The sequence below is a fragment of the Vibrio kanaloae genome (genome assembly GCF_024347535.1).
Lineage (GTDB): Bacteria > Pseudomonadota > Gammaproteobacteria > Enterobacterales > Vibrionaceae > Vibrio > Vibrio kanaloae.
The window spans coordinates 570,363-583,869 of sequence record NZ_AP025497.1; the positions used below are offsets into that span (position 1 = coordinate 570,363).

Below are 13,507 nucleotides of genomic sequence, written 5' to 3' on the forward strand. Positions count from 1 at the left end.
TTTAAAGAATGATTTCTCGTTGGTTAGTGAGTGGCTTGAGCATCGCCAGTGCTGTGATCAGTTTTCAGCTATTTGCATATACAGCAGTGAAGGTTGATGAGTCTCAGCAGGCTGAACAAGTGGGTCAAAGGCCAACGGTTGCTGTGGTGCTTGCTGGTGGGGGAGCAAAAGGTGCTGCTCATATTGGGGTGCTTAAAGCCTTAGAAGAGATGCGAATTCCGGTGGATTATATTACCGGTACTAGCATGGGCTCTTACGTTGGTGGGCTGTATGCGACAGGAATGAGTGCCGACGAGATTGAAAGTTTTATTTATACGGTGGATTGGAATCGTGGTTACCGAGATCGTGTTAACCGTAGTGATCGCCGAGTACGTGATAAAGAATATGAAGACCGCTATCAGCTAAACACCGACCTAGGATTAGGTTGGGGAGAAGTCAAAGCGAGTAAAGGTGTGGTACAAGGTCAGAATATGCTGCGTATTCTACGTGAGACTACGGGTAACTTAGCCCCGATAGACTCTTTTGATCACCTTGCTATCCCTTATCGTTCAGTCGCAACGGACATTATTGCTCTTGAAGAAGTGGTCATCGAGCATGGTTATCTTGTTGATGCCATGATGGCCAGTATGTCGGTGCCCGGAGCGCTTCCGCCTTATGAAGTCGAGGGGCGAATGCTCGTTGATGGCGGCGTGACCAATAATATGCCTGTTGACGTTGCAAGAGCGATGGGCGCTGACATCGTTATCGCCGTTGATATTAGTACTAACTATAAAGGTATGGAAGACTACACCAATTTTCTAGCGGCCGCCGATCAACTCTCTAATTACCTTGTTCGCCGTAGTACTCAAGATCAAGCCGCTACGTTAACGGAGGACGATGTGTTCTTGCGTCCCGATGTTGGACAAATGGAAACGACAGAGTTCGATAAAATGCCGACGGCTTACCATGCCGGATACGAGGAAGCTAAGCAGTATACCGATCAGCTTTCCAAGTTGTCGCTCTCCTATGCGGACTACCAACACTATATTGATGATAAACAGAAGGCTCGTAGACAGCTTAAACACGGTGACAAAACTGTGGTCGACAAAGTGGTTATCAATAACAACACCCATTACTCAGATAAGCTGATTGGAAACCGTTTAAATCTCGATTCTGGTGAGGTTCTGAAAACCAGTGAAATTGAATCTAAAGTACAAGATCTCTATGCATTAGATAGGTTTGAGTTGGTCACTTATGAATTTGAGACTGTTGATGGCGAAGAGCAGCTACAAGTGGATGTTAATGAAAAGTCTTGGGGCCCAAACTACCTCAATTTTCGATTCTTTCTTGAAGATGACTTCTCTACAGAAAGCCAATACTCGATCGGTATCTCTGCCAACTTTACCGATATTAATCAACATGGTGCTGAGTTGAGAACCAATGTCGAGATGGGGACTGATAAGAGAATTGAAGCCGAGCTTTTCTCGCCATTCTTTTCGAGTCAAAAATTGTTCACTTCAGCATCGGTTGTTTATAGCAAAGAGAACCGAAATCTACCGGCAGATATTGACGATATTGAAGAACCGACACTGGACGTAACGAAAGATTATCTCCCAATGACGTATAGTGAATATATCGGTGAACTGGCATTAGGCTATCAACCTACCTTGTGGCAAGAACTGAAATTTGGTCTTCGTTATACTGATGGGGATATTGAGGTATCTTCGTTACCTTCACTGGGCAGCGGTGGCTTCAAGCGTCTTGGTGGATTTATGGGTTACCGACTGGATACTTTGGATAACTTCAGCTTGCCGACCAAGGGTTACTTTGTCGATTTAGAGTACCTTGTCTCTCATGATGACTTTGAAAATGACAGTTCGCTTGGGGATTCTGATTTAACATCGAATAGTGATACTGTTTATGAGTTTTCAGCAAACTTCATGGCTGCACAAAGTATTGAGAAGCATACTTTAGTCGCAAAGCTGGATTTTGGTATGGTCGAAAGCAAAAACTCTGTTTTTCCCATTGATCCGAAAGAGCTTGGTGGATTCCTGAATTTATCCGGTATTCCAAGAAACAGCCTAATAGGCCAGAACTTAGCGTACAGCAGCTTAACTTATCGATACAAGTGGTTTGAAAACGACTTTGGTTTGTTTGAGTCTCCATTCTATATAGGTGCATCGATAGAACATGGTGGAGTATGGTCTAACAATGAGCTGAGCATTGATGAAGCGCCAATGTTCACGGCTGGTTCAGTTTTTGCTGGAGTAGACTCCCCAATAGGGCCCGTTATTTTGGCTTATGGACGAACTGAAGGTAACTACGACTCGGTCTACTTAATTATTGGAACGTCTTACAAATAAACATGAGTGGGAGATGTGTTTAACTGCGTAAATAGGTAAAAATAGTAAGACTTTCGTCTTAACTTGCTATGTTGGTCAAAATGATAAGATTTTAATTTAACGTTAAATTTGCTATTCTACCGCCCACAGTTTGGCCTCTATGACGCCGCTCATCAATACAAATTGAATGACAAAAATGGCAATGGAGAGCCAAGTTTCCAAGGATGTCCACTTCTTTATTTTACTAATAATTATGAAGGTAAGAAGTGAACCGCAATGAGAGGAAAAAGTCGTGCTTGAAGCCTACCGTAAACACGTCGCAGAGCGTGCTGCCGAAGGAGTTGTTCCAAAACCACTAGATGCTGAGCAGGTAGCTGGCCTAGTTGAACTTCTGAAGAATCCACCCCAAGGTGAAGAAGAAATCATTCTTGACCTACTAGAAAATCGCATTCCACCAGGCGTTGATGAAGCTGCTTATGTAAAAGCTGGCTTCCTCACGGCTATCACAAAAGGCGAAGTCGCTTCTCCACTAGTAAGTAAAGAAAAAGCGGCTGAGCTGCTTGGAACTATGCAAGGCGGTTACAACATCGAGTCTCTAGTATCTCTACTTGATGATGCTGAACTTGCTCCAATCGCTGTTAAAGCATTGTCTCATACTCTACTGATGTTTGATGCGTTCTACGACGTAGAAGAGAAAGCGAAAGCTGGCAATGCAGCTGCACAACAAGTACTTCAATCTTGGGCTGATGCTGAATGGTTTACAGCGAAAGATAAAGTAGCAGAAAAAATCACTGTTAAAGTATTTAAAGTCACTGGTGAAACGAACACCGATGACCTATCTCCAGCGCCAGATGCATGGTCACGTCCTGATATCCCAGTGCACGCCAAAGCGATGCTGAAGATGGAGCGTGAAGGCATTACTCCTGACGAACAGGGTAACGTTGGTCCAATTACTCAAATTGAAGAACTACAAAAAGATGGCATTCCACTGGCTTACGTTGGTGATGTTGTTGGTACCGGTTCTTCACGTAAATCTGCGACAAACTCAGTGCTTTGGTTCATGGGTGAAGATATCCCATTTGTACCAAACAAGCGCACTGGTGGTGTTTGTCTAGGTGGTAAAATTGCTCCAATCTTCTATAACACAATGGAAGATTCAGGCGCACTACCTATTGAACTGAACGTACAAGACATGAACATGGGCGATATTATTGATATCTACCCGTACGAAGGTGTTGTTCACAAAAACGGTTCTGTGATTTCAAACTTCGAACTTAGCAAAGTGCTTCTAGATGAAGTTCGTGCTGGTGGTCGTATTCCACTGATCATCGGTCGTGGCCTTACAGGTCGAGCTCGTGATTCTCTTGGCTTAGCTGAAACAGATCTGTTTGCTAAACCAATCGACCCTTCTGCTTCTGACAAAGGTTATACGCTAGCTCAGAAGATGGTAGGTAAAGCATGCGGCGTTGAAGGTGTGCGTGCTGGTCAGTACTGTGAACCTAAAATGACGACAGTCGGTTCTCAAGATACGACCGGTCCTATGACGCGTGATGAGCTTAAAGACCTTGCATGTCTTGGCTTCTCTGCTGATTTGGTTATGCAGTCTTTCTGTCACACATCTGCATACCCGAAACCAGTTGATGTAAACACTCACCATACGCTACCTGATTTCATCATGAACCGTGCGGGTGTTTCACTTCGCCCGGGTGATGGTGTAATCCACTCATGGCTAAACCGTATGTTGCTTCCTGATACTGTTGGTACAGGTGGTGACTCGCATACTCGTTTCCCATTAGGTATTTCATTCCCTGCGGGTTCTGGCTTGGTCGCATTTGCAGCTGCAACCGGTGTTATGCCGCTTGATATGCCTGAATCTATCTTGGTTCGTTTTAAAGGTGAAATGCAGCCAGGTATCACGTTACGTGACCTAGTACATGCGATTCCTCTATACGGTATCAAGCAAGGTCTACTAACAGTAGAGAAAGCCGGTAAGATCAACGAATTTTCTGGTCGTGTACTAGAAATTGAAGGCGTTGAGCACCTATCTGTTGAGCAAGCATTCGAACTGTCTGATGCATCTGCAGAGCGTTCAGCTGCAGGTTGTACGGTTAAGCTATCTGAAGAGTCTATCTCTGAGTACTTGAACTCGAACATCGTGATGCTTAAGTGGATGATCGCTGAAGGCTACGGTGATGTGCGTACTATTGAGCGTCGTATTACGGCAATGGAAGAGTGGCTAGCAAACCCTGAGTTACTGTCTGCTGATTCAGATGCTGAATACGCTCATGTTATTGAAATTGATCTTGCTGACATCGACCAACCAATCCTATGTGCACCAAACGATCCAGATGATGCTCGTCTTCTTTCTGACGTTCAAGGTACTGAGATTCAAGAAGTGTTCATCGGTTCTTGTATGACGAACATCGGTCACTTCCGTGCAGCAGGTAAGATGCTTGAAGAGTTTAACGGCTCACTAAATACTCGCCTATGGGTGGCTCCGCCAACGAAGATGGATAAAGACCAGCTGACAGAAGAGGGCTACTACGGCATCTTCGGCCGTGCTGGGGTACGTATCGAAACTCCGGGTTGTTCTCTGTGTATGGGTAACCAAGCTCGTGTCGCGGACAAGTCGACGGTAATGTCTACGTCTACGCGTAACTTCCCGAACCGTTTGGGTAACGGTGCGAACGTTTACCTAGCGTCTGCTGAGCTGTCAGCTGTTGGTGCGATTCTTGGCCGAATCCCGACCAAAGAAGAGTACTTAGAGTATGCAGAGAAGGTTAATGCAACGGCTGCAGACACATACCGTTACCTGAATTTCCATAAAATGGGTCAGTACACGGAAAAAGCAGACACGGTTATCTTCCAAGAACCAGCTTAGTTCCTCGTTATATTTGTAGCTGCAGCGTTGTTGACTGCGTACGTTCACCCTAATCACATAGAGCTTCTATGCTCATAGGGATGAACTTACTTGTCGCCTAGCTGCAACTCCAACTATTTAGAGGAACCCAAATGATAGAGCGTCTACTTCGGTAGGCGTTTTTTATGTCCGAATACTGGACGACGAGCGACTCGATCTCTTGATGACTTCGCTATATACTCTCGCCTCATTTTTTACTACCTATTGATTGAGCCTTATTTTTATTAGAGCTTTGGAGCCTTATGGAATTCGAATTTGTTAGAAACACTCTAATGGGTGAATACTATGTGAAATGCAGCATGGGCCATGAGATTGTTGGCCGTTGGCTTCAAGAAGAGATCGGTAAAGATAAGCAGAAATTAGATCATGTGATGGCGCTTATTGATCGCTCCCGACAGGATCTGAGTAATGAGGTGACGCTACTCGGTAAAGAGATCAGCCTAGCGATCAATGAAGATGAAGTCACGATTCAAGAAAACGTACTTGGCCACGATCAAGAGATGGAAGAAGGCAGTGAGTTTGATTTCTATAACTGTGAAAGTCAGGCAAGCTGTGGAATCGATGATTTCGAGCTACTCATTGATCGTTGGATGGATTTCTTAGGTTACTAGCTGTTTCGGGCTTTTAAGGTTCCCGTTGCCCAAAACTGGAGCAACAATTGCGTCACGCATTAAGATAGTGAAAAGGCTGCACCGAATTGGTGCGGCCTTTTTTGTTATTACGGCCTTGTTTATTTTATCCCCTTTAATATCAATGGTTTATTTTTTTGGCACGCTACTTGGATTGTAAGAAGAGAACTAACGGATTACTGAAGAATTTAAGGAACGAATATGAAAATAATAAATGCCATTGTTAAGCCATTCAAATTAGACGATGTACGTGAAGCGCTCTCTGATGTGGGCATTGAAGGTATGACGGTTTCTGAAGTGAAAGGCTTTGGTCGTCAAAAGGGTCACACTGAACTTTATCGTGGTGCGGAATACCAAGTTGATTTTCTACCGAAGGTAAAGATAGAGATTGCAACCCAAGCAGAGAATGTTGACCGAGTTGTTGAAGCGATTAGCCAAGCGGCACACACCGGAAAAATAGGTGATGGCAAAATCTTTGTGTATGACCTAAGCCAAGCCGTACGAATTCGTACTGGTGAAATGGATGCTGAAGCACTTTAAAGAATTACAAGGACTGGAGACTTTAATATGGAACTTACAACAACAGTAACGGAACTACGTTACGCACTAGACACTTTTTTCTTCCTCATTTCGGGTGCGTTGGTAATGTGGATGGCAGCAGGCTTCGCGATGTTAGAGGCTGGCTTAGTTCGTTCAAAGAACACCACGGAAATTTTAACTAAGAATATCTGTTTGTATGCCATTGCTTGTACGACTTTCTTAGTGGTTGGCTACAACATCATGTATGTAAACAATGGTGAAGGCGGCTGGTTACCTTCGTTTGGTGCTTTAATTGGTACGCAGGGTGAAGGTGCTGATCACTCTCTAGAGTCTGATTTCTTCTTCCAAGTCGTATTCGTCGCAACAGCAATGTCTGTCGTTTCAGGTGCGGTTGCTGAGCGTATGAAGCTTTGGTCATTCCTAATCTTCTCTGTTGTACTAACAGCGTTTATCTACCCGATGGAAGGTTACTGGACTTGGGGCGGTGGTTTCCTATCAGAAGCAGGTTTCAGTGACTTCGCCGGCTCAGGTATTGTTCATATGGCTGGTGCAGCCGCTGCGTTAGCTGGTGTTTTACTATTAGGTGCTCGTAAAGGTAAATACGGGAAAAATGGTGCAATCTATCCAATTCCTGGTTCAAATATGCCACTAGCAACATTAGGTACATTCATTCTTTGGTTCGGTTGGTTTGGTTTTAATGGTGGCTCTCAACTTATGGTTTCAGATTTTGAGAACGCGACAGCAGTTGGTCAAATCTTTCTGAATACAAATGCGGCAGCTGCAGCGGGTGCCATTGCAGCACTACTAGTATGTAAGACAACTTGGGGTAAAGCAGACCTAACAATGGTACTGAACGGTGCATTAGCTGGTTTAGTTGCCATTACGGCAGATCCACTATCTCCTTCTCCATTATTTGCGGTCGCTATTGGTTCAGTATCTGGTGCATTAGTGGTATTCAGTATCATTGCTCTAGATAAAGCTAAGATTGATGATCCTGTAGGTGCAATCTCTGTACACGGTGTATGTGGTTTCTTTGGTCTAATGGCTGTGCCACTAAGCAACGCTGATGCAACATTTGGTGCTCAACTATTAGGTGCTGCAGTCATCTTTGCATGGGTATTCGGTGCGAGCCTTGCTGTGTGGGCTGTGCTTAAAGCAACAATCGGCATTCGCGTCACTGAAGATGAAGAACTTGAAGGTATGGACATGCACGATTGTGGTGTAGGCGCTTACCCAGAGTTTGTATCAGTAAAGTAAGATCAGCAGCAACCGCCTAATCTGAAAAGTTAAGCTGTAAAGTAAAGCCCTTCAACTCATGGTTGTAGGGCTTTACTATTTATAGTCGCCTGGCTAGCAGTGATATATCAAGCGAGGCTGAGTGTTCAACTAGAAATTGTGATGAGAATGGTTGTAATATATTGTTACAAAAGTGCGAGTTTTAAGATGCTGAACGGAGTGTTTTTTTGTCGGTCGTCATTGTAATTATGTTATTGATGAATATAATAACGCAACTGATAGACATTATCATTTCGATATAAAGGACTTTACAATGAAGAAACTGCTAACACTTTCAGCTCTAGCGTGTAGTGTAATTGCTCCGACAGCAATGGCTGCGGAAGAAGTAAATGTGTACTCTTACCGTCAACCTTTCCTAGTTGAGCCAATGTTCAAGGAATTCACGAAAGAGACTGGCATTAAAGTAAACGTTAAGTTTGCTAAAAAAGGTTTAGCAGAGAAGTTAGCACAAGAGGGTGAATACAGCCCAGCTGACGTTGTATTAACTGTCGATATCAGCCGTCTATCTGAACTTACTAAACAAGATCTAGTTCAATCTGTTGAAAGTGATGTGCTGGAAAAGAACATTCCTGCTCAATACCAAGATACTGCTAACGAGTGGTTTGCTCTAACAACTCGTACACGTAGCGTTTATTCTTCGCGTGACCGTGTTGGTCGCCTAGGTGAAGCGTTCACTTATGAAGATTTAACTAAGCCTGAATTTAAAGGTAAAATCTGTACACGTAGCGGTAAGCACCCATACAATGTTTCTCTAGTATCTTCGATGATTGCTCACAAAGGTGAAGCTGAAACGAAAGAATGGCTAGAAGGCGTAAAAGCAAACCTAGCACGTAAGCCTCAAGGTAACGACCGTGCACAAGTTAAAGCAATTAAAGAAGGTCTGTGTGACGTTGCTCTTGGTAACAGCTACTACCTAGGTAAGATGGTTAATGATAAAGAGCAAAAAGCTTGGGCTGACTCTGTTTATATTAACTTCCCTAACCAAGAGACTACAGGCACTCACGTAAACATCTCTGGTATGGCAATGGCTAAATATTCTCCAAATGAAGAGAATGCTGTTAAGCTGATGGAATTCCTTTCTGGTAACACCGCACAAAGCATGTACGCAGAAGTGAACTACGAATACCCAGTGAAAGCAGACGTTAAACCTTCTGAACTTGTTGCTTCATGGGGTGAATTCAAAGCTGATACTATTTCTCTAGACCAAATTGCTGACCACCACGCTGCTGCAATCAAGCTATTAGACGAAGTTAAGTTCGATCTATAACTTATTCTTGTAGGCTTTTGCCCGCAAAAAATCACAACCCCAAGTCGCCACTTTTTGGCCACTTGGGGTTGTTTGTTTTTTGAAAGTCACTTTTTGATACAAAGCTCGCCGTTAATCCTCTGAGTTATGAGCATCTCACCTTGAAGTCATTACAGTATATGGGTATAAATACCCCCACCATTAAAAGGATATGAGATGTATTTGCAAATGCATTTGTGTTTCATTAAGCCTCGTTGTAGTTAGGCGATGAAAGAGAAGAATTATTTATGGAACACCAGCAGCGTCATCATTGCTGTATTGCTGGTTTTACCTGTCTTAGCAATTTTTACGACGGCTGTTGGAGAAACTGATGAGCTATTTTCTCATCTGATGTCCACAGTGATGCCCACCTATGCTTACAATACGGTGGTTTTAGTCATAGGAACCATGTTCCTGTCTTTAGTTTTTGGTATTCCGTCTGCTTGGATTATGGCAATGTGCCGTGTGCCGGGTGAGCGTGTTTTACAGTGGGCACTGGTACTGCCATTAGCTATGCCAGGCTATATTGTCGGCTATATCTTTACTGATTGGTTCGATTTTGCCGGGCCTGTTCAGATCCTATTGCGAGATTTGACTGGATGGGTACCCGGAGAGTATTGGTTTCCAGATATCAGAACCTTGTCGGGCGCTATTATTGTTCTATCTCTCGTCCTTTATCCTTATATTTATTTGTTGTGCCGTGCAGCATTCATGGAACAAAACGTCTCCTTATTGCAATCCGCCCGTTTGCTAAAATGCTCACCTTGGGAAAGTTTCCGTCGTATCTCCTTACCACTTGTTCGTCCATCAATGGCGGTAGGTTTGTCTCTTGTTGCGATGGAAACCATAGGTGACTTTGGTACCGTGAGTTACTTTGCGGTAAATACTTTAACGACTGCGGTTTACGATACTTGGTTGGGCTATTCGAGCCTAACAGCCGCTGCAAAGATATCGGCAATCATGTTGGTGATCGTCATTCTCTTATTGAGTACCGAGCGATATAGCCGTCGTAAACAGAAACTGTTCCAGAATCAATTCAGCAGTCGCGAAGATTTTCGTTACGATCTTTCCGGTTGGAGAAAATGGTTGGCACTGTTCTGGTGTTGGGGATTAGTGTGCGTTGCATTCTTGTTCCCTCTTGGCCAGTTAATGATCTATGCCTACAAATATTTCGTACAAAGCTGGACGCCTGAATTCAGAGAGTACGCCGTTAACAGCCTTTATGTGTCTGTAGTTGCGGCGATTATTGGCGTTATCATTGCGATGATTGTGAATTTTAATCAGCGTGTTAGCCCAAGTAAGAAAAATCAGGCTTACATGAGACTTGCTTCAATGGGTTATGCCGTGCCAGGCACCGTATTAGCGATTGGCGTGATGGTACCTGTGTTGTTTATGGATCACTTGGTCAATGACATCGCAAAAGTGATGGAGTGGGGGCGACCAGGACTTATTTTCTCTGGTTCCATGTTCGCGCTTATCTTTGCCATGGTGGTGCGTTTTTCGGCGGTTGCTATTGGTAGTATCGAAAGTAGCCTAAGTAAAGTATCTCCTTCATTGGATATGGCTTCTAAAACCATGGGTTGCAATACCAACCAGATGTTGCGTCGTGTTCATTTACCTTTGATTAAGCGCGGCGCGCTGATCGCTGGTTTATTGGTGTTTATCGAATCAATGAAAGAGTTAAATGCGGCATTGCTGTTACGTCCTTTCAATTTCGAAACATTGGCGACTTATGTTTATAACTATGCCTCAGATGAGCACCTAGAATTGGCGGCGATGCCTGCTGTATTATTGGTGTTGGTGGGTTTAATTCCTCTGATCATCGTAAACCGTTCCTTGGAGCAGAAACACTAATGAGTTGTGCATTATCAATTAAAGAGCTGACGTGTAAGTATGAGTCGCAAACCATTTTGGAAGCGCTTTCTTTAGAAGTTGAGCATGGTGAAATTGTTTGTCTGCTTGGTGCAAGTGGCTGCGGAAAAACCACCTTGCTTAAGGCGATTGCGGGTTTACTTCCATTGAGTCGCGGCGTAATGAGCTTAAACTGTCAAACCATCGATGATGGTGAGCGTTGGTTGCCACCAGAACAACGAAACATCGGTATGATTTTCCAAGATTACGCCTTGTTCCCGCACTTGACGGTCAACCAGAATGTCGGTTTTGGCTTGAAAGATCTCTCTGAACATCAAAAGAAAGAGAAGGTCCAAGAGATGTTGGAGTTGGTTCATTTAGATGAATTCGGTGACCGATATCCACACCAACTTTCGGGTGGTCAACAGCAGCGAGTGGCGATTGCTCGTTCTTTGGCATATAAGCCAGACTTACTACTGTTAGATGAACCATTCTCAAACATCGATACTCAGGTTCGCCATGAGTTGATTTCTCAGATTCGTAAGATTTTTAAGAAGCAGGGTGTCACAGCAATCTTCGTAACTCACAGCCGTGAAGAAGCGTTCGCATTTGCAGATAAGATGGCAGTAATGAACCATGGTGTGATTGAACAGTATGGTTCGGCATCTGAGTTATATTTCCATCCTTCGAGTAAGTTCGTTGCAGACTTTTTGGGCGGTGGTAGCTACCTTAATGCACAGCGTATTTCAGAGCATGAATTTGAAACCAGTTTGGGTATGGTTGAAGCCAAACCGCAAACGGAGATCAAATTCGGCAGTGCGTGTGAGCTTCTTTTAAGGCCACAGCATATTCAAGCTAGTTATGAACAAGACAGTGCTATTTCAGTGTTAGAGCAGCAATTTATGGGCGATCACTGTCGTTATGTCATCGAAGCGCATGGTCAGAAGTTATTAGCAACTTCATCAGAAGCACTTGAAGTGGGTATGCCGGTCAACGTAAAAGTAGATACCAAAGGCGTATTGGCTTTTTAAAGAGATATAACGCGATACTAATCGTTACAAGAATCGCGATAAAAAAGCCCAGCACTTTAATCAAAGTACTGGGCAAGGGTTCTTCACTTATAGGCTTTAACAAGGCAGTGATTTGTTAAGGCCATACAAAACTGCTGCACTCTATAAGCCTATAGAGAGAGGAAGTCTTTCACTTTTTGAAGAACATGTTCTGCAGTGTCTTTATCTTCCATTTCTGCGAAGATTCGTAGTAACGGCTCTGTTCCTGAGAAGCGAGCAATTACCCAGCCGCCATTCTTGAAGTACACCTTAGCGCCATCTTCATAGCTGACTTTTTCAATTTCGTATTCAAACTCAGGCAGTTGTTTCTCTACGTAGATTTTTGTGTAGAGCGCTTCTTTCTCTGAAGGTTTGAATTTGCAATCCCCTTCCGCTGTATACGCATAGCCATACTTAGAGTAAATCTCATCAAGTAATTCAGACAGCTTCTTGCCCGTCACACTGATCATCTCAACCAGTAAGCTTGAAGCAAATACGCCATCCTTACCTTTGATGTGGCCTCGAATAGTTAAACCACCCGAACTTTCGCCGCCAATCAGAGAATCATCAGCTTCCATTTGCGAGCTGATATGCTTAAAGCCTACAGGAACCTCAAAGCTCTTCTCTCCATGATCTGCCGCCACTTTATCCAATAGATGTGTGGTTGCGATATTTCGAACCACAGAACCTTTCCAGCCTTTGTATTCCAATAAGTAGTAGTACAGAAGTAGCAGCACTTCGTTAGGGTGAATGAAGTGACCTTTTTCATCAATGATGCCTAAACGGTCGGCATCGCCATCAGTACCAATACCAATGTCGTAACCTTCAGCCGCAACTAAGTGCTTCAAGCGATAGAGCGTTGCAGCATTTGGCGATGGCATCAAGCCACCAAAATCTGGGTTTTTGCCATCGTTGATGACGTCGACATCACAGCGACCGTTAATCAGCACGGTTTGCAGAGCATTTTTTGCCACGCCAAACATTGGATCAATCAGTACACGTAGGTTAGCTTTCTTGATCGAATCGATATCGATGAAGTTGATGATTGAATCAACAAAGTCGTTCATCGGGTTGATGATCTCGATTTCTTTGTCGTTTAATGCTTGTTCGAAATCGACGCGGATAACATCTTCGTTGGTCAGTGTTGCGATTTGCTGTTCGATCTTCTCTGTGATGATCTCATCGGCATCGCGGCCGCCTTCAATGAACACCTTAATACCATTGTAATCAGCGGGGTTGTGAGAAGCGGTAATACACGCCGAGTAGGTGCATCCCATCTCTTTTGCTTGGAACATCACGATAGGTGTTGGAACAAACTTATCGATGAAGCTTACTTTGATGTTGTTCGCCGCAAGTACTTCTGCAAACCAACATGCTGCTTTATCTGAAAGGAAGCGGCGGTCATAGCCGATCACAAACCCATTCTTGGCTGCATCTTCGTTGTTGATGATGTTAGCGAGTGCTTGCGCTACCAAACGGACGTTTTCTCTAGTGAACTCCTCACCAATGAAAGCGCGCCAGCCACCTGTACCAAATTTAATCATTAGAAAATCCTTTTAGTCTCATTGTCTCAAGCCTGTAAAGACTTGGGACAAGAGCTGTTCGTTAAATTGCGT

9 protein-coding genes are annotated in these 13,507 nt (G+C 43.9%); 8 read left to right on the plus strand and 1 reads right to left on the minus strand.

Annotated elements, in window-relative coordinates:
* Positions 1-8: 8 nt before the first annotated feature.
* From OCV24_RS02835 to OCV24_RS02870, 8 genes are all read left to right on the plus strand, one after another.
* On the plus strand, positions 9-2,342 hold the full coding sequence (locus OCV24_RS02835) for a patatin-like phospholipase family protein (protein WP_136978856.1): 2,334 nt from the start codon (positions 9-11) through the stop codon (positions 2,340-2,342).
* 271 nt (positions 2,343-2,613) lie between these two features.
* On the plus strand, positions 2,614-5,202 hold the full coding sequence (acnB, locus tag OCV24_RS02840) for a bifunctional aconitate hydratase 2/2-methylisocitrate dehydratase (protein WP_146449361.1): 2,589 nt from the start codon (positions 2,614-2,616) through the stop codon (positions 5,200-5,202).
* A 281-nt stretch (positions 5,203-5,483) separates the two neighbouring features.
* A complete protein-coding gene (locus tag OCV24_RS02845) occupies positions 5,484-5,852 on the plus strand; it encodes a YacL family protein (RefSeq protein WP_017056635.1) in 369 nt (122 codons plus the stop codon).
* A 219-nt stretch (positions 5,853-6,071) separates the two neighbouring features.
* The gene (gene glnK / locus OCV24_RS02850) at positions 6,072-6,410 is read left to right on the plus strand and encodes a P-II family nitrogen regulator (protein ID WP_017056636.1); all 339 of its coding nucleotides are present in this window, start codon (positions 6,072-6,074) and stop codon (positions 6,408-6,410) included.
* Between the two features lie 27 nt (positions 6,411-6,437).
* Entirely contained in the window at positions 6,438-7,667 is a 1,230-nt protein-coding gene (locus OCV24_RS02855; protein WP_046223331.1) for an ammonium transporter, read from the plus strand.
* A 292-nt stretch (positions 7,668-7,959) separates the two neighbouring features.
* On the plus strand, positions 7,960-8,973 hold the full coding sequence (locus OCV24_RS02860) for a Fe(3+) ABC transporter substrate-binding protein (protein WP_137032369.1): 1,014 nt from the start codon (positions 7,960-7,962) through the stop codon (positions 8,971-8,973).
* Between the two features lie 246 nt (positions 8,974-9,219).
* Positions 9,220-10,845, plus strand: a complete 1,626-nt coding sequence (locus OCV24_RS02865) for an ABC transporter permease (protein WP_150878364.1) — start codon at positions 9,220-9,222, stop codon at positions 10,843-10,845.
* Positions 10,845-11,873: an ABC transporter ATP-binding protein gene (locus tag OCV24_RS02870; RefSeq protein ID WP_017056640.1), complete on the plus strand. Its 1,029-nt coding sequence runs from the start codon at positions 10,845-10,847 to the stop codon at positions 11,871-11,873. The genes OCV24_RS02865 and OCV24_RS02870 overlap by 1 nt, the downstream gene beginning before the upstream one ends.
* 149 nt (positions 11,874-12,022) lie before the next feature.
* On the opposite strand, the gene OCV24_RS02875 is transcribed toward OCV24_RS02870, so the two are convergent.
* Complete coding sequence (locus OCV24_RS02875) at positions 12,023-13,435, minus strand: phosphoglucomutase/phosphomannomutase family protein (RefSeq protein ID WP_017056641.1); 1,413 nt, start codon at positions 13,433-13,435, stop codon at positions 12,023-12,025.
* Positions 13,436-13,507: the final 72 nt, after the last annotated feature.